Consider the following 15,768-nt stretch of genomic DNA (forward strand, 5'->3'; position numbering starts at 1 on the left):
CGAACTTTTGACTGGTGACTTTCAAAAGGCTCAATACATCCTGGCTGGTTTTGGAATCCAGATTGCCGGTGGGTTCATCTGCCAGAATGATAGCGGGTGCTGCCGCCAGCGCACGGGCAATGGCTACTCGCTGCTGTTGACCGCCTGAGAGCTGATTGGGCAGGGCATCCAGACGGTCGCTCAGTCCAAGCGTCTGCACGATCTGCTGCACAAAAGCCTTGTTTACCTTTCCGCCATCCAGTTCAGTGGGTAGAATGATATTTTCATATACATTCAGCACCGGAACAAGATTGTAGCTCTGAAATACAAAGCCGATTTTCCTGCGGCGGAAGATGGTTAGCGCTTCCTCCTTTAGGGAGAAAATATCCTGTCCGTCCACTATGACCGTGCCGCTTGTAGGGCGATCCAGCCCGCCCAGCATATGCAACAGCGTGGATTTTCCGGATCCGGATGTGCCGACAATTGCAACAAACTCTCCCTTCTTCACACTTAAATCAACTCCATCCAACGCATGAACTGCGTTATTACCGGAGCCATAAATCTTTTTCAGGTCTTTTGCCTGTAAAACCTCCATAAACGAGTACCTCCATGAAAAAATCTGTATGTATGAAAGGAAATGATCCTTTGATACATACAGATTATCGCATAGGATTCTTTCCACATTCTTTCCGGCAGAAAATGAAATCTAACAGTTTTGATAGAATTGTTGTTATTTCGGCAGAAATATGGAAAACGTACTCCCTTTTCCCGGAACGGAAGCAACCTTGATATAACCGCCCTCACCGGATATAATCTGTCGGGCAAGGTATAAGCCGATGCCAACCCCTTCTTGTTCCTGAACAGCATTTGAACGATAAAAACGGGAAAATATCTTTGCCTGCTCGTTTTCCGGGATACCTGAACCGGTATCCGATATATTGATCCTTGTAAACATTTCGTAACTTACGGTAGAAATCGTGATTGTTCCATGCTCCGTATATTTGATGGCATTGTCTACAATATTAGCCAGTGCTTCCTCTGTCCATTTGAAGTCAAATGTAGCGGAAATATCTGTATTGTACAGATATATGGATAATCCTTTTCCAGAAGCCTTGGCGGCATATTGTTCTACTACGCTTTCAAGCAGCGGCTGAAGTGATGCTTGCTGAGGGGAAAGTGAAATGATCCCATTTTCCAGTCTGGAAAGTTTTACGAGAGAATCAATCAGAAATCGTAGCTTTTCCGATTGTTTGTACAGTGCCTCCACGTTTTCCTTTGCCGATGCAGGCAGAGTTTCCTCCATCAAAAGCTCGCTATATAACAGCAGGTTTGCAATCGGCGTTTTCGTCTGATGGGAAATGTCCGCAATCAAGGATTTGATTTTGTCTTTTTCCTGTGCCATATTTCGAGAAGATGCTTCTGCGGCAGAAAGATAGTGTGCAAACTTTGTTTCCAAAGCAGACAGCTGGCTTTCATCAAAAGTTGTTTCAGAAAAGGAGCCGGTCATGGCGGCGTCCAGCATCCTTTCGATTTCTTCCATCGCTTTTATGACCTTTCTCCGCTCCCATAATACAACAGCTGCTGCCGCCAGAAAACACAGCAGTATGATCGCGATGCCGCTTTTATTCATCTTTTGTCACCCAACTATAACCGATTCCATAGACGGTTTTAATGTATTTCTGTGCCCCAAGCTTATCCCTCAGACGCTTGATCGTAACAGACAAAGCATTTTCATCCACATATTCAGCACCATCTGTCCAGATCCTGTCTACAAGGTCTCCACGGGTCATGGTTCGACCACGATTTTCAACAAGCAGACGCAGTAATTTTTGCTCTGTTTTACTCAATTCCACTTTTGAATCTCCCACATAAAAGGTCATAGCCTCAAAGTCAAAGTGAAAAAGATCAATATGGGTCGGTGCATTTTTATGGCTTGACGCTTGCTTTCGCAGTTGGGTATTCACCCTTGCCCGCAAAACCGAAAGAGAAAAGGGCTTGGTAATGTAATCATCAGCGCCCCTCTCCAGTCCGTCCACGATGTCCAGATCGGTATCATTGGCAGTCAGCAGAATAACAGGAATCCCGGGTATGGTTTCCTTGACCTCCCGTAGCAATTCAAGCCCACTGCCATCCGGCAGATTGATATCTAACAGGATCAGGGATACACCGCCGCAAAGCAGCTGCTCCTTCGCCGTTTTCAGGTCTTTGCAGGAAATGATTTTCCGATCATCTACTTTCAGTGCTTTGCATAAACCTTGATTCAAACCAATATCATCTTCAACAATCAATAACTGCTCCATATATCTTACTCCCTCGTTACTCAAAGGTATTCGGCAAAGTTAATAACAAGACACAAAAATAACCGCCCCCGCCTCGCAAACTGAACGGTTATTTTCAATCAATTAAGTATGTGGGCTAACCGTCTATCGGCAGCACACTTTTTCTATAATCATATTAGCACGCATATGTGACAATGTCACAATTTTTTTATTCTCAATATTGCAAGACTGCTGGCATTGCTATTTCTTTTCATTCAATAATTCTTTTACTCTTTTAACCGGAAATCTATCTTCAATATCAACTACTTCAAACAGATTTAATGGCAATTCCTTTTCACCAATCAGGGAAAGGTATTCATTAACAGCTCTACGATCAATCATAATCTTTCCATGTCCTGCCCAATGACGATTGCTCTCTTCCTTTTTCAGTCCGGAAAGCCAATATTTATCACCATTTTCAATATCTATATAATTTGCATAGTTACCGATATTCTTCTGAAAGGCATGGTCATTAAAATAGATTGTTTTCTTACTTTTTGAAGTTTTGACATATCCAATCCATGCCGGACCATCATCAGAATATCCCGTTTTTAATTCAATGTACATCAAATTGTTAATCATTCTTATTCTCTCCTGATTCCAAATTTTGCAACATCTCAACTAACTGGAAGTTATTACTTTCTGCATAGCGTGTTTCCCAAAATGATAATTACCACGACATCAATCAAAATAATCCCCAATGCAATATATACAAAAAATGCAGGCAAAATATTTTCAAGCAAGCCCATAATTAATGCAAGAATTGCTATAATAGACATTCCAATTCCCATTGTTCTGCATAACTTCTTTTCATCATATTTTTCCTTTTCTTCTTTTGTAGCTGTATTATATCCAGAAATAAACCAGCTCCCGCGTCCAGAAAGTAAAGTTATAGAAAGTACAGCAAATATTGCAAAGACAATCCACACTATCCAATCAGAACCTGTTGCTAAATCTGCTAATTTCATCTATATGCTCCTTAAATTCAAGTTTTTCTAAACTCTTCAATTCCATCTTCTTTCCCTTCAAATAAGAAGTATCCCTCGCCCAATGTGCTCGGTCAATTCCGATTGAGATTTCACCTGTTTTAAGAAATTTAATAACTATTATATCTTGTTGTTAAATTCTCCGCAAACCCTTGAAAATACTGAATTTATCACAGGCGAACTTTCCCTTATTGTTTCCCTTGTGTTATATCGTCCCACCAGTGTTTACGAACTCTGATAAGGGAAAATACAAGGGCAAAAAAATTATATAAAATAGTATAACACAAAATAAAACTGACATGGTGAACTGATTGGAATGCTTCTTAATTTTTACAATTAATGATCGATTGAATCATAGGGAGATGGGATACGATGAGAACAATATTTGCAGAATACAATCCACAGTGCAACAGTATTGATGTTTATACCAGTGCCGGCTATATGCTCCGCATTGATTGTTGGGAAGCTGAGAAGGACTTAAAAACCACGCCTGGATCAGACTGTGTATTAAATGAACTTGCTATTAATGAACCACTGGAATATACAAGATTATATCTTGATGAAAATTTGCAAATGTGGGTATATGCAGAAGATTCACTAGATCTTTTTTGATTTTCAAACAAATATAACAATTTAAATCACTATTGGCTACAATATTCCTTGAAAATTCATCATAGGTTTGTGTAGACGTAAAGAAACGGTGGCTCTGATTTCTCAAAGCCGCCGTTTCAAATGGGCGTATCACATTGTCTGCTGTACGACGGCTTTTTTTCTTTTGCCGTCGTCTGGCAGATGGTGTCTGTAGTTAGTTACTTGACTAAGGCTTTAATTTTTCGAATTAAATCAAAATCCGTTTTACAGCAATAGTTACCATAATACAGCTTTGCTTTTTGCTCTAACCTATCGAGATGGAGCAGGCAGTACAAGCTAGCAAAGAAACCGCGATCAGGCAGCATCCAATAAATTTCCCAACTCTACGCATAACCGTTTCCTCACTGAACGAAAGTAAGGAACATGGCAAGCGCAACAATTCCCACCATCAGCAGCAGCCAAAAAACGCTGATTGTAGTTGATACAATATTGATAATGCTGCGGCTTTCCCTGCTCCGCACACATACCACCGAAAGAATCAGACCCAGCAGGACAAAAACGATATTGGCTCCGGCCCAAGCGGTTCGGACTCCATCCAACAGCGAAAAGTGCAGAAGCGATGGGGCAAGAGCCGCCAGCGGTAGGATGCTCACAATGAGCGCAGCGATACTAACTGATTGAAGTTTTTTCTTTTCCATAGTTTTACCTCATTTCGTTTTTCCCAAATTTGGTGACAGCCAGCGCGAAAAACAGGCCAAACACTACAATCGCGCATGGCAGGAACGGAAACACCGAAAAAGCGGCGTCGGAAGTTTCTGCTGTAAAGTCATGGAGAGAGCAGGAAACGAGATAACCGCTGTAACAGTACGGGTAGGCGATCCACAGCGGCGTATTCGCAACCAATACACCGGGAATCACAAGCAGCAGATTTAATCCCACAGAAAGAAGCGGCTTTTCAAACAGCACAGTGATGGCCCACATAGCCGCAATGCACGGCAGCATAGTCAGAAACAGCCCCAAGCACCATTTCAGAAGATATAGGATCGGCAGGGTTCCTGTTACTCCCATTGTCTGTGTCGCAATCAACCCAGCAATTACAAATACGACAAGAAACACCACCATCTCCATAAACAGATAAAAGGTAAGCACACAGAATTTGGCAATGGATAATGTGCAGCGGCTGACCGGCAGCGCCAGCATTTTCAGAATCCCGTTATTTCCTGTTTCTCGTCCTGCGATCATCACGCAAACCACGATCATGCTGAATGGAAGCAGATAGTAGGCGTAAACAAGCGCACTTTGAATAAACATAGCAGGCCACGCATTGGTGTATTCCGGTGTAAAGTAGTTGCTCAAACTCGCAACCCCGGAAACCACCACCAATAAAGGTGCAATGAAAATCAGGGGTACGATTTTGGAGCGTTTTACTTTCATAAACTCGATTTTGAGTAAATCCAAAAAGCTCATTTCTTATTATCCCTCCTTACTCGTAGCGTCTGTACTTCGCCAGCCACAAGCCCACAACAAGGAACAACAGTGTTTCCACTAAAGCGACAAGGGCAACCGTCGAATCAGGCTGGGCGCTCATGGCTACTGCTGGTTTCAGAATAATCACAAAAGGATGCACCAGCAAAAGCGTCAGCCCCGAATTTGCAAGGGCCATACCACTCAGAAAACCGGCAACACCAATTCCAAGCGGCACCCACATATTTTCAAAGCGCGAGGAAATCAACAGCATAAACGACAGTACCGGCATGGATGTGAGAAAAGAGTATCCGGCAAAGCGTACCAGCGTACCCATCTCAAATGCGCCGTCCGGCAAGTCCGTCATTCCAATCTGTGCAAGCGCCAGGTTTTGCAGCACGATTGCAACCAAAAACATGACCGTCAGAATCAGAAATTTGCACAGATACATGGCCGGGACGCTGACGGGAAGCATATACATCTTCTTTACGGCACTTCCCTTAAATTCCATGTTGTAGATCATGCAGGTAGCAACCACGATACCGAACAGATTCAGCACCATAATCATGCCGTAGAGCTGGGTCAACAAGACATCCATCGGGGCCAGCGGCAAATTCAGAAGTGTGTCTTTCCGCACAATGAAATTGACAAATGCGTAGGCGGCTCCCAAGACACCAACGGCCAGCAGCACGGGAATCACGCCGGTTCGCTTTCCTTTCCGAAGTTCGATTGCCAGCGTTTTCATAATTTTGCCCTCTGCTTTCTGTCCATGTTATCTTTCTCAACCATAGAAAGAAACACATCTTCCAGATTGTCCGCAACGAAGCCGGATTGCAGGGCGTATTGACGCAGATCATTCATGCTTCCCTCAAACAGCAGCCGCCCGTGGTTGAGAATCCCAATGTCATCTGCAATCAATTCGATTTCAGACAGCATATGGGACGAGATCAGCACCGTGCAGTCGTAAAGGCTGGGCAAGGATTTTACCAGATTGCGGATTTCGTGGATACCAGACGGGTCAAGACCGTTTGTGGGTTCGTCCAGAATCAGAATCGGCGGACGCCCCAAGAGCGCCCCGGCAAGGCCCAAGCGTTGCTTCATTCCCAGCGAATACTGTTTTGCCAGCCGGTCGCCAAACTCGGTCAGCCCTACCAGTTCCAGAGCATCTTCCACATCAGCTTTCGGCAGTCCCAAAATGCGGCGGATAATGTCAAGATTTTCCCGCCCGGTGAGATTCGCGTAGAAAGACGGCGCTTCGATGAAAGAGCCGATTTCTTTGAGAATGGCAATCCGATCCTGCGGAAACTGTTTCCCATCAATGGTAAAGCTGCCTTTTGTGGGAGCGGTCAACCCCAACAGCATTTTCATGGTAGTGGATTTGCCTGCCCCGTTCGGGCCAAGAAAACCATAAATGCTGCCCTTGCGAATATGAAGCGAAACATGATTGACCGAAGTGAAGTTCTTATATTTCTTGGTCAAATGTTCCGTTGTAATGATATAGTCCATAGAAACATCTCCTTTCGATGCTTCTATGGTACAACTTCAACCTGACATCTACATTCTCCCGTCCTTACTTTTACCTTACTTTTGAGGATGCCCTCCGCAGACTTGAAATCCTATGTTATAATACTTTCGGGAGGTGACGCTATGGACAACTCTTTTCTGCATCGGAAGAAGCTCTTGCTTGTAGACGATGAGCCAGATTTGCTGAAAATGGTATCCGATTTTTTAAGCGATGCTGGTTTTGAAACGGTACTTACTGCCGCAACGGTAAAAGAGGCTATAATAACGGCAGAAAAAGAAAAACCCGACTTGATGGTTTTGGATGTCATGCTGCCAGATGGGGACGGCTTTTCCCTGATGAAGCAGCTCCGCACTTTTACAAATGTGCCAATCATCTTTCTGACCGCAAAAGACGAAGCAGCAGACAAGTTGGCCGGTCTTGGCCTTGGAGCAGACGATTATATTTCAAAGCCGTTTATGCCGCAGGAGCTATTACTGCGTGTCTATGCGGTTTTGCGCCGAACTTATAAAGAGGACAGCCCGCGGGTTTTCCTGGATGGATGTACGATTGATTTTAGCCGGGCAGAGGTCAACAAGGGCGGCGAGATTATCCCCCTGACCGCAAAAGAGCATACCCTGCTGGAAACGCTGGCCCGCAACGAGGGAAAGATCGTTACGGTTGACGCTCTTTGTGAAGCATTATGGGGCGACAATCCTTTCGGCTATGAAAATAGCCTGAATGCCCATGTACGGCGGATTCGGGAAAAAATTGAAGCCGATCCCTCAAAGCCCGTTTCCCTGATTACGATCAAGGGGCTGGGTTATAAACTGATTACAAGGAAGTGACGCCATGAAATCTTTTGGAACCTATATTTCAAAGCACTTGGCGTCTTTCGCTGCATTTCTTTTGATCCTGGTAATTGTCAATGTCGTTCTGTATGGCGTGACTTTCTATCACACAGTTTCAGAGGATTACGGAGAAGCGTCCCCGCGCGCCATGCTTGAGCTGACCTCTACTGCGGCTACCACAGAAGGTTTGCCCGATTACGCAGAGCAGAAATTGCGCCAGTACAATATCTGGGCCATGTATCTAACGTCAACGGGCGAATGCTTCTGGCGGCTCGATGTGCCACAAGAAGTGCCGCAACATTACAGCATTCAAGAGGTAGCTTTATTTTCCAAAGGCTATCTGGAGGATTATCCTGTTTTTGTCTGGAGTACAGAGGATGGATTGTTAGTTTTAGGGTATCCAAAGAATAGCTATATGAAGCTCACCAGCAACTACTATTCCATGGAGACTATTCAGAAAATTCCCCTCTATGTGATAGGAATGTTGGGCATGGATGTGCTGTGCCTGTTTTTGGCCTACTATTTTTCAAAACGCAGGATCATCCAGAACACGGAACCGATTGTAGATGCCATTGAAACATTGGCCGATGGCAAACCCGTTTCTCTCCATATTGATAGAGAGTTATCCGAAATTGCGAACAGCGTAAATAAAGCCTCTCTGATATTAAGCAGGCAAAACGAAGCCAGAGCCAACTGGATCAGCGGGGTCTCTCATGACATCCGCACACCTCTCTCCATGATTATGGGGTATGCGGGCCGTATTGCAGAAAGTAAAGCTGCCAGCAAGAGCATCCGTGAACAGGCGGAAATAGTACGGAAGCAAAGTGTAAAAATCAAAGAGCTGGTGCAGGATTTGAATTTAGTATCGCAGTTGGAATATGAGATGCAGCCGCTTCATAAAGAGATGGTTCGCTTATCCAAACTACTGCGATCCTATGTAGCAGACCTGTTGAATACAGGAATTTCCGATAGCTACAACATCGGAATTAAGATCACTCCTGACGCCGAAAATGCTGTGTTGGAATGTGATGCCAGATTGATTTCGCGAGCTGTAAACAACCTTGTCCAGAACAGCATAAAACACAACCCACAGGGCTGTGAAGTCTGCCTTTCGCTTACAACATCGCAAAACTATCTTATCTTGGCGGTTACGGATAACGGAACGGGTCTGTCTGCTGAAAAGCTGCAAGAGCTGGAAGAAAAACCGCATTATATGGAAAGCACAGATGAGCGGCTTGATTTAAGACATGGGCTTGGATTTCTGATTGTCCAACAAGTCGCCATAGCTCATAACGGCAATTTCAAACTTACTAATGTTTTCCCGAAAGGGTGTGAAGCTGCTTTAATATTCCCGTATATTGGATAAACAGGCAAGTACAAATCTATAAGAAAACGCCAGATGCAGAGGTGATACGCCCCTGGATCTGGCGTTTTCTTAATAAGCGCACTTCAAATCGGTATAACCTTCTTATTAACACTGACAAAAAACAGGCGCATCAAATGAAACTTTATCAAAAATATTTTCCGAGCTGTTTTAAGCCACGCCGGATACTGTCTCGGACACGGCTTGGGTCTACACCTTCTACTTCGGCAATTTCGTTTACCGTCATTCCCAGGTAGTATCGGGCATAAATCCGCTTGGCCTGCTTCTCCGGCAGAGCCATCACTGCGATGTAGAGCTGCTCCCGCAGCTGCTTTTCCTCCAGGAGCATTTCCGGCGTCTGGGGCTTCATCAGGATCGCATTTTCAATGCCATTCTCACAATCCAGAGAGTAATGCGCCTTATAATGATACATCCTCCGATCATAGGCAGCTTCTGCACGCTCAGAATCTCTGATCGTCTCCAGCACATCTTCTGTTACTTCTACAAAGTGATCGGTTTTATAAACATCGGGATACAGATCCCGGAGATTGACTTTCTTCATTATGTACCTCCATTTCGATTCACGGGTGGTTAAAGGGTGAACCGAACAGAGATGGGGAACGGTAGCAGCAGACAACTGGAGTATCTCCGAAATAATGGCACCAAGAACAGCCATTATTGTACTGAATTACACGGAACGATAATGCCGATGCAATGTTATACGTGCCCGGGAGGAGCAATGCTTTTTTAACTGATGTAGATCATGCGAGCTTTGAAAAAGCAAACGAGACACGGCAAAATAACCTCCAATCGGCTACCGTGTCCCTGCAAGTCGTCATAGGATTGTGTAAACGCAAAGAAACGGCGGCTCTGAAAATCAAAGCCGCCGTTTCAAATGGGCGTGTCAAATTGTCTGCTCTACGACGGCTTTTTTTCTTTTGCCGTCGTCCGGCAGAGTATTATTCAATATTTAATTCAATGTTTCCAGTGAAATTCTCACATTCAATGCCAATATAATTTCCACCATCAGGAAGTGTAATTGTGTCACTATATGTTCCGGTTGTTTCAAACAAAGTGACTGCTTCATCAGCTCCAGAAATCCAAAATACTTTTGCAGTTCCCTCCGTAACCTCCAGCGCGCAGTCAATAGACAGATCCTTACCAGCTTCACGCTTTATGGAAGTTCCGCCGAACAAATACTCTGTATCTGAAAAATCCTCATAGTTGGCTGTATAGCTTCCTGTATAATCATCAATTCCTTTTTCTTTCGTACCTTGTAAGGATGAATTTCCGGTAAGCGCTATGGAACCAGCAGACTGAACAATATTGTTATACTGATCGAGAAATTCGTCTTTTGTACAACCTGAAAGCACAGAAGCACCCAATAGTATCAGGCATAATGATAAAACTATTTTCTTCACAGCTATCACCTTCCTTTCCTGCGTACAGCACGCTTTCCTTTTCCCTTGGCATTTGCCTGTTTACGGGATTTCATTTCTTTTTTGTTACTGGACATCAGTAACAACAGCACCGCCCAGAGAACCATGATGCCAACCCCAATGACCGCTAACAAAGGGGTTGAGGATGTGGTTGTTCCGGCATATTCACTCATGTCAAATCCCACTAAAATCAGCGCAGCAGAGAACGGATAGATGCTGGCAAGGATACCACTTTTGAAAAACAACATGCTGTATCCAAGGAAGAACGCCAGAATGGAACCGCCCAGATATGCCCCTCGGATCTGCCCAAAAATCAGGATCAGCGGCATACAGACCAAATAGGTCGTCAGAGCCGCTAACACGATCTGCGTACCTCCATGAAAAAACACTTCCGCTGTCAGTCCCGATAATCCAACCGTCAATCCAGTAATCAAGGTAATGCCAACGCTGTATATTCCCAGCAGAACTGCAAGCATACCGACTAAAAGTAACTTAGCTCCCAACATTTTCGGCATAGAAACAGGAATTGTCATGATGTTTTTCAGTGTATCATGAGTGGATTCTCTGTCTATAAGCCATCCTCCGATCATTACCAGTGAAATTGGAAGGAATATTTGAGTGTTTCCCCAAACAACATTTTCAAATAGTGCAGAAAAATCATAATTTGGATTTCGGTACTCTGCCTCCACAATCAACTGACTTCCATACTGAACCAAAGGACAGAGTGCAAGCGCCACCAGCCCTACCAAAAGAATCTGGCACCGGCGCAGTTTCAGTAATTCCGATTTTAATAAGTTCCACATAGTCACACCCCCTTAGATTTCCTGTCGCCGGTAAACAAATGCAATCAGCGCAAGAAATACAATGGCTTCCACAATAATCACACCGAATACCTGAACACCATTCAGAAAATACGGACTGACCCGTTCCAACAAATCTGCTAACTCCGCACTGGTCTGGCTTTGGTCATAAAATTGGAATGTCCAGCGGAAGGCCAGCGGCCCCGGAAACAGGGTTCCTATGTTCAAACCAAAAGGCTGTGTGAGAAACATATCGTTCGTGGAAAGGATAGAATTCGCAATCGTATAGAAAAAGGTAATCACGACAGACACGATATAGTTTTTATTAAGAAGAACAACGAGCAGAATACAGGGAAGTGCGCCCACCCACATAATCAGCCCTTCTTCAATTCCAACGCCAAACAAGGTCCAAAATCCAACCGGTTCCCAACCCTGAAACAACAAAACCGCAAGATTTACCAATCCTCCAACTGCCATAAAGCCAACGGCAAACAACAGTAAAACCAGCATCTTGGACAGCACCAGCTTGGTTCTATTTACCGGTACGGTAACAAGGTTTTTCAGTGTGTCATTATCAAATTCCTCAAACAACAGATTCGAAGCCAGTATCACAAGAAGCGGCATCAAAAGCAAATATGCACTAAGCTGGAATAGGCTGGACATCACTCCATTTACAGCATCCACATCAGTGTTTACATCTGCCAGAAAGAAAGCATAAGCCAATGGCATGAAAACAGAAAGCAGTAGGGAAATAAATACCAATGGCTTCCGTTTTAATTTCAAAAATTCGCATTTGATTAGTTTAAGCAATTCCTTCTCCCCCTGTCACACGCTTGAAGTAATCTTCAAGACTTTCTTCACAAGTATGCACCTCCGATACCTCCAATCCGTTTTCTACAAAGGCAGTTACAATTTTCCCCACAGGCAGATCCAGGTTGTGCAGACGCAGATTGTGGTCGTCCTGTATGGAGAAATGGTTTTCATGGAAATTGCGTTCCAAAATTCTTGCCGCCTGTGCAGTATCAGAGAGCGTAAAACGGATATGCTTACTGCTTTTTTGCTCCAGCTCAGCAAGGCTTTCTTCTTCCAGCAACGCGCCGTGGTCGATAATTCCAATATCGTCAGCCAGCAAGGAAATCTCTGAAAGAATGTGACTGGAAATCAAAATAGTTTTTCCTCTTGCGTCGCAAAGCTCTCGAATAAAGGATCGTACTTCTGCAATACCGATGGGATCGAGACCGTTGATCGGCTCATCCAAAATCAAAAGTTCCGGATCGTGCATAACGGCAAGGGCGATGGCAAGCCGCTGCTTCATACCAAGAGAATACTGTGAAAAGAGCTTTTTATCTTTGTAGGGCAGTCCTACCAGATCCAGAGCATCTTTGATAGCATGATTGTTTGGTACGCCCCGCAGAGTAGCAAAGATACGCAGGTTCTCTGTGCCGGTCAGATTGGGATAAAAACCGGGGGACTCAATCAGGCTTCCGATACGGGGCAGCAACTTCTTTTCATTCCCTTGCAAAGACTTTCCCCAGATTTTGACCTCCCCGGAAGTCGGCTTCGTTAAGCCCAACAGTATTTTCATGGTAGTGGTTTTTCCGGCTCCGTTTCTGCCCAGCAGACCGTAAATTTTCCCACGCTTCACATGGATGTTTAAGTCAGCCACACTCTTTTGTGAGCCGTATTGCTTCGTCAGATTTTTTGTTTCAATGATATAATTTGTATCCATATTCAAAACCTCCTGTTCTGTAAGGTATTCTATCATGCCAACCTTGCATTAACCTTGCCGCAACCTTGCATTAACCTTGCAATTAAGGAATGAATTGCAATGCAAATCCTATTCCGCTACTTCTCAATCCGTTTGGGGATTGAGAAGGTTCCCATGCCATTTTCTAAAAGACTTCTGAAAATAAGTAAGGCTCCCGCCATAAAGACGGGAACCCGCTTAAATTTCCAAAGGAAAAAGCAAAGTAAATTCCGTTCCTTTTCCCGGTACACTTTCAACTGTTATGCTCCCACCCATCTTTTCTACAAGCTGATGGACAATAGAAAGACCAAGACCGCTGCCTTTGTCAGACCGTCCTTTGTCACACTTATAGAGCCGTTCAAAAATGTGTTTCAAATCTTCCTTCTCAATTCCCACTCCATTATCCGCAAGCAGCAGCTCCATGTTATTTTCCTTCTTTGACAGGGCAATTTTGATTTTGTCTGCATGGCTGTGAGCGATTACATTTTGAATGAGATTATTGACGATCCTCATATAGCTGTCCATATCCAATATTACCCGGATAGGATGTTCGGGAATATCAATGTCATACTCAACCTGTTTATCTTCAAAAATCGGTATCCAGTCGATTAGGATATTTCTTGTCAGCTCTGCAGCTTCAACGCTCTGGATCTCCAAAGCAAACTCGTTAGAATTTAACTTGAACCAGTCAAAGAGTACATCAATATATTCTTTCAGATCATGGGCTTTCCGGCGGGCGGTTTCAATATAATCATCCCGGTCTTTTCCTGTGACCAGTCCTTTGTGTGCAGCGTCAAGATACCCAATCAGAGTAGTAAGGGGCGTTCGCACATCATGGGAAAGGCTCGTCATAAGCTGGCGGTTGGTTTCTTCCGTCTGCCGTACAGTTGAAAGTCTGCTTTCATAGGCCACAACGATCTCGTTGATTTCATAAGCAAGAGGCGCAGTCAGTTCATTTGTTGCAGATAGAATACGCCGGTTGCCATTTCCGTTTTTCACATCAACCAGCACATCGGCCATTTCTGCTATTTGTTTTTTTACACGCTGAACGAGAACGATGGAAGTCAATACAGCTACAACAGCAATCACAATGGACAAGAATACAAGGATTTCCATACTGACTACACCTCCTTATTAAACCGGTAGCCAATCCCTTTGACCGTTTGTATATACTTTGGGCTTGAAGGATTGACTTCTAATTTTTTACGAAGCCGACTGATAATCGCCATAATGTTACTGTCATCATAGAAATATTCTTCGCCCCAAACTTCCTCATAAATCTGTTGTTTTGTCAAAATTTTTCCTTGATGCTTTGCACAGTACAGGAGTAAATCAAATTCCTTTGGGGGCAGTTCAAAAGTGCCGTTTGATGTAGTAACAGAACGATTTTCAAGGTCAATCTGCAGTCCGTTAAAATTTAGCTTTTGTATGGCTCCGGCTTGCTGATTAAAACGGGTGTAGCGGCGTATAAGAGACGCAATACGGGCAATCAGTTCATCCATATCAAACGGTTTTGTAAGATAATCGTCAGCTCCGGCCCGTAAGCCTCGTACTTTAGAAATGCTGTCATTTTTAGATGTAAACATCAAAATCGGTAAGCTGTACTCCTTGCGAATTTCTTCCAGCGTTTCAAAACCATCCATGCCGGGCATCATCACATCCAGCACCACAAGCTGATATTCGTGCTCTCTTAATTTTTGTAAGCCCTCTTTTCCGGTATTACAAAAATCAGCTTCTATGTTTTCTGCTTGTACGCTACGTTTAATCAATTCACACAGTGTTTTGTCATCATCTATAATTAAAATCCTATTCATGATGCAACTCCTTCCTTTGGGATATAATCATTTCTACATCCTCCACACTAACATTAGTGCCTTTTATGGTAGCATCCAAATCCATAGTAGCTCTGGCATCCAGACCAACCATTGCCGCCACCAGCATTCCACCTTTTAATATAAACTGGTTTTTATACTCTGATAAAGAAATTCGTTCTAAAAAACGTTCCATCATATAATTCCGCATCAAAATCTGTGCATCTGCGGATTTTTTATTTGACAGATTACGAACCAAATCCTTTAATTGTCTTGCCGTTGTTATCATCTAAAGTAACACCTCCAAATATGGTCTTAGTATCTTTTCAACATGAAACATAGCTGCGTATTTCATAAGCATCCGTAAGTTTTTATCCTTACGTTTCGCATATTGCTTTAATGCATCTTGGAATACCTGCATTTCAATATTTTTCCTGCTGCGAAGCAGATCGCAAATCGTTCTCTCCATATCATAAACCGGAACTGAATGTCCAAATGATGTCAGCATAGTTGTGATCCCTATTTCATGTAAATCCTTTTTTACTGTATACACTTGAAAACCGTCTTCCTGCAAACGGCTTGGATTATATCCAGTTCTTACTGTTATGGTGTATTTCAAAGGCTCTCTGTCCGTTAAATCATGAAAAAACGATGCAGTTTCATGAGAAAATACAGCTTGACCACAACGCAAATGCAAAAGGAACATCGCATCTGTCCACGTATCAGGTGATACATACACACCATGAGAAGCTTGCTCTAATCCTCGTTCCTTCACATAGGCATAAAACACAGACTTACTAATTCCATTATTTAGGACTTGAAATGTCTGAATTGTCCCTCCACATTCACGCAATAACAAATCTAATTTTTCAAATTGAGTCATATAGGTTCTCCTTTCATGCTAATATGATAATATAT

The 15,768-nt window shown here is 43.5% G+C and carries 20 protein-coding genes and 1 pseudogene; 3 read left to right on the top strand and 18 right to left on the bottom strand.

Annotated elements, in window-relative coordinates:
* The 5 genes from NCY57_RS15475 to NCY57_RS15495 form a co-directional block, all read right to left on the bottom strand.
* Window positions 1-574: ABC transporter ATP-binding protein (locus NCY57_RS15475; RefSeq protein ID WP_250789826.1), on the bottom strand; the 574-nt coding region annotated here is incomplete at its 3' end.
* A gap of 135 nt (window positions 575-709) precedes the next feature.
* Window positions 710-1,609 (bottom strand): sensor histidine kinase, encoded by a 900-nt coding sequence (locus NCY57_RS15480; RefSeq protein WP_250789827.1) that lies wholly within the window; start codon window positions 1,607-1,609, stop codon window positions 710-712.
* Entirely contained in the window at window positions 1,602-2,279 is a 678-nt protein-coding gene (locus tag NCY57_RS15485) for a response regulator transcription factor (protein ID WP_215707812.1), read from the bottom strand. Before NCY57_RS15485 ends, NCY57_RS15480 begins: the two co-directional genes overlap by 8 nt.
* Window positions 2,280-2,498: 219 nt before the next feature.
* Window positions 2,499-2,879 (bottom strand): mannose-1-phosphate guanylyltransferase, encoded by a 381-nt coding sequence (locus NCY57_RS15490; protein ID WP_195273878.1) that lies wholly within the window; start codon window positions 2,877-2,879, stop codon window positions 2,499-2,501.
* 53 nt (window positions 2,880-2,932) lie between these two features.
* A complete protein-coding gene (locus NCY57_RS15495; protein ID WP_195273880.1) occupies window positions 2,933-3,265 on the bottom strand; it encodes a DUF3784 domain-containing protein in 333 nt (110 codons plus the stop codon).
* Between the two features lie 390 nt (window positions 3,266-3,655).
* Between NCY57_RS15495 and NCY57_RS15500 the strand changes: the two genes are divergently transcribed.
* On the top strand, window positions 3,656-3,895 hold the full coding sequence (locus NCY57_RS15500) for a DUF6061 family protein (protein ID WP_195567690.1): 240 nt from the start codon (window positions 3,656-3,658) through the stop codon (window positions 3,893-3,895).
* Between the two features lie 380 nt (window positions 3,896-4,275).
* Here NCY57_RS15500 and NCY57_RS15505 read toward each other — a convergent pair whose 3' ends face one another.
* The 4 genes from NCY57_RS15505 to NCY57_RS15520 are packed head-to-tail and all read right to left on the bottom strand — an operon-like array spanning window position 4,276 to window position 6,844.
* Window positions 4,276-4,572 (bottom strand): hypothetical protein, encoded by a 297-nt coding sequence (locus NCY57_RS15505; RefSeq protein WP_215707811.1) that lies wholly within the window; start codon window positions 4,570-4,572, stop codon window positions 4,276-4,278.
* Between the two features lie 4 nt (window positions 4,573-4,576).
* The gene (locus tag NCY57_RS15510; RefSeq protein ID WP_215707810.1) at window positions 4,577-5,341 is read right to left on the bottom strand and encodes an ABC transporter permease; all 765 of its coding nucleotides are present in this window, start codon (window positions 5,339-5,341) and stop codon (window positions 4,577-4,579) included.
* 16 nt (window positions 5,342-5,357) lie between these two features.
* The gene (locus tag NCY57_RS15515) at window positions 5,358-6,083 is read right to left on the bottom strand and encodes an ABC transporter permease (protein WP_195567463.1); all 726 of its coding nucleotides are present in this window, start codon (window positions 6,081-6,083) and stop codon (window positions 5,358-5,360) included.
* On the bottom strand, window positions 6,080-6,844 hold the full coding sequence (locus tag NCY57_RS15520) for an ABC transporter ATP-binding protein (RefSeq protein ID WP_118617161.1): 765 nt from the start codon (window positions 6,842-6,844) through the stop codon (window positions 6,080-6,082). The genes NCY57_RS15515 and NCY57_RS15520 overlap by 4 nt, the downstream gene beginning before the upstream one ends.
* Before the next feature lie 141 nt (window positions 6,845-6,985).
* Here NCY57_RS15520 and NCY57_RS15525 point away from each other — a divergent pair, with 141 nt between their 5' ends.
* Together NCY57_RS15525 and NCY57_RS15530 are read left to right on the top strand one after the other, a co-directional pair.
* A complete protein-coding gene (locus NCY57_RS15525) occupies window positions 6,986-7,687 on the top strand; it encodes a response regulator transcription factor (RefSeq protein ID WP_044961761.1) in 702 nt (233 codons plus the stop codon).
* A gap of 4 nt (window positions 7,688-7,691) precedes the next feature.
* Window positions 7,692-9,056, top strand: coding sequence for a sensor histidine kinase (locus NCY57_RS15530; RefSeq protein ID WP_195567689.1), 1,365 nt, complete (start codon window positions 7,692-7,694; stop codon window positions 9,054-9,056).
* A 145-nt stretch (window positions 9,057-9,201) separates the two neighbouring features.
* On the opposite strand, the gene NCY57_RS15535 is transcribed toward NCY57_RS15530, so the two are convergent.
* From NCY57_RS15535 to NCY57_RS15575, 9 genes and pseudogenes are all read right to left on the bottom strand, one after another.
* The gene (locus NCY57_RS15535) at window positions 9,202-9,615 is read right to left on the bottom strand and encodes a sigma-70 family RNA polymerase sigma factor (protein ID WP_044961763.1); all 414 of its coding nucleotides are present in this window, start codon (window positions 9,613-9,615) and stop codon (window positions 9,202-9,204) included.
* Between the two features lie 397 nt (window positions 9,616-10,012).
* Complete coding sequence (locus tag NCY57_RS15540; protein ID WP_044961764.1) at window positions 10,013-10,474, bottom strand: hypothetical protein; 462 nt, start codon at window positions 10,472-10,474, stop codon at window positions 10,013-10,015.
* A 5-nt stretch (window positions 10,475-10,479) separates the two neighbouring features.
* Entirely contained in the window at window positions 10,480-11,295 is an 816-nt protein-coding gene (locus NCY57_RS15545; RefSeq protein ID WP_117659145.1) for an ABC transporter permease, read from the bottom strand.
* 12 nt (window positions 11,296-11,307) lie between these two features.
* Window positions 11,308-12,102: an ABC transporter permease gene (locus NCY57_RS15550; protein WP_025581211.1), complete on the bottom strand. Its 795-nt coding sequence runs from the start codon at window positions 12,100-12,102 to the stop codon at window positions 11,308-11,310.
* Window positions 12,095-13,021: an ABC transporter ATP-binding protein gene (locus tag NCY57_RS15555; RefSeq protein WP_215707808.1), complete on the bottom strand. Its 927-nt coding sequence runs from the start codon at window positions 13,019-13,021 to the stop codon at window positions 12,095-12,097. Before NCY57_RS15555 ends, NCY57_RS15550 begins: the two co-directional genes overlap by 8 nt.
* 216 nt (window positions 13,022-13,237) lie before the next feature.
* A complete protein-coding gene (locus NCY57_RS15560; RefSeq protein ID WP_250789828.1) occupies window positions 13,238-14,155 on the bottom strand; it encodes a sensor histidine kinase in 918 nt (305 codons plus the stop codon).
* A gap of 5 nt (window positions 14,156-14,160) precedes the next feature.
* Window positions 14,161-14,853: a response regulator transcription factor gene (locus NCY57_RS15565; protein ID WP_215707806.1), complete on the bottom strand. Its 693-nt coding sequence runs from the start codon at window positions 14,851-14,853 to the stop codon at window positions 14,161-14,163.
* A 19-nt stretch (window positions 14,854-14,872) separates the two neighbouring features.
* Window positions 14,873-15,139: pseudogene (locus NCY57_RS15570) on the bottom strand (nucleotidyl transferase AbiEii/AbiGii toxin family protein); the annotation flags it as partial.
* Complete coding sequence (locus tag NCY57_RS15575; RefSeq protein ID WP_021651954.1) at window positions 15,140-15,733, bottom strand: type IV toxin-antitoxin system AbiEi family antitoxin domain-containing protein; 594 nt, start codon at window positions 15,731-15,733, stop codon at window positions 15,140-15,142.
* Window positions 15,734-15,768 lie beyond the last annotated feature (35 nt).

Source organism: Blautia sp. MB18-30 (assembly GCF_023669475.1).
GTDB classification, from domain to species: domain Bacteria; phylum Bacillota; class Clostridia; order Lachnospirales; family Lachnospiraceae; genus Blautia_A; species Blautia_A fusiformis.

Bases quoted from the DNA above. Each gene is read 5' to 3' on its own strand.
- NCY57_RS15485 (WP_215707812.1), bottom strand. From the start codon at position 2,279: ATGGAGCAGTTATTGATTGTTGAAGATGATATTGGTTTGAATCAAGGT.
- NCY57_RS15520 (WP_118617161.1), bottom strand. From the start codon at position 6,844: ATGGACTATATCATTACAACGGAACATTTGACCAAGAAATATAAGAAC.
- NCY57_RS15545 (WP_117659145.1), bottom strand. From the start codon at position 11,295: ATGTGGAACTTATTAAAATCGGAATTACTGAAACTGCGCCGGTGCCAG.
- NCY57_RS15565 (WP_215707806.1), bottom strand. From the start codon at position 14,853: ATGAATAGGATTTTAATTATAGATGATGACAAAACACTGTGTGAATTG.
- NCY57_RS15525 (WP_044961761.1), top strand. From the start codon at position 6,986: ATGGACAACTCTTTTCTGCATCGGAAGAAGCTCTTGCTTGTAGACGAT.
- NCY57_RS15495 (WP_195273880.1), bottom strand. From the start codon at position 3,265: ATGAAATTAGCAGATTTAGCAACAGGTTCTGATTGGATAGTGTGGATT.
- NCY57_RS15510 (WP_215707810.1), bottom strand. From the start codon at position 5,341: ATGAGCTTTTTGGATTTACTCAAAATCGAGTTTATGAAAGTAAAACGC.
- NCY57_RS15575 (WP_021651954.1), bottom strand. From the start codon at position 15,733: ATGACTCAATTTGAAAAATTAGATTTGTTATTGCGTGAATGTGGAGGG.
- NCY57_RS15560 (WP_250789828.1), bottom strand. From the start codon at position 14,155: ATGGAAATCCTTGTATTCTTGTCCATTGTGATTGCTGTTGTAGCTGTA.
- NCY57_RS15530 (WP_195567689.1), top strand. From the start codon at position 7,692: ATGAAATCTTTTGGAACCTATATTTCAAAGCACTTGGCGTCTTTCGCT.
- NCY57_RS15555 (WP_215707808.1), bottom strand. From the start codon at position 13,021: ATGGATACAAATTATATCATTGAAACAAAAAATCTGACGAAGCAATAC.
- NCY57_RS15515 (WP_195567463.1), bottom strand. From the start codon at position 6,083: ATGAAAACGCTGGCAATCGAACTTCGGAAAGGAAAGCGAACCGGCGTG.
- NCY57_RS15505 (WP_215707811.1), bottom strand. From the start codon at position 4,572: ATGGAAAAGAAAAAACTTCAATCAGTTAGTATCGCTGCGCTCATTGTG.
- NCY57_RS15535 (WP_044961763.1), bottom strand. From the start codon at position 9,615: ATGAAGAAAGTCAATCTCCGGGATCTGTATCCCGATGTTTATAAAACC.
- NCY57_RS15480 (WP_250789827.1), bottom strand. From the start codon at position 1,609: ATGAATAAAAGCGGCATCGCGATCATACTGCTGTGTTTTCTGGCGGCA.
- NCY57_RS15490 (WP_195273878.1), bottom strand. From the start codon at position 2,879: ATGATTAACAATTTGATGTACATTGAATTAAAAACGGGATATTCTGAT.
- NCY57_RS15500 (WP_195567690.1), top strand. From the start codon at position 3,656: ATGAGAACAATATTTGCAGAATACAATCCACAGTGCAACAGTATTGAT.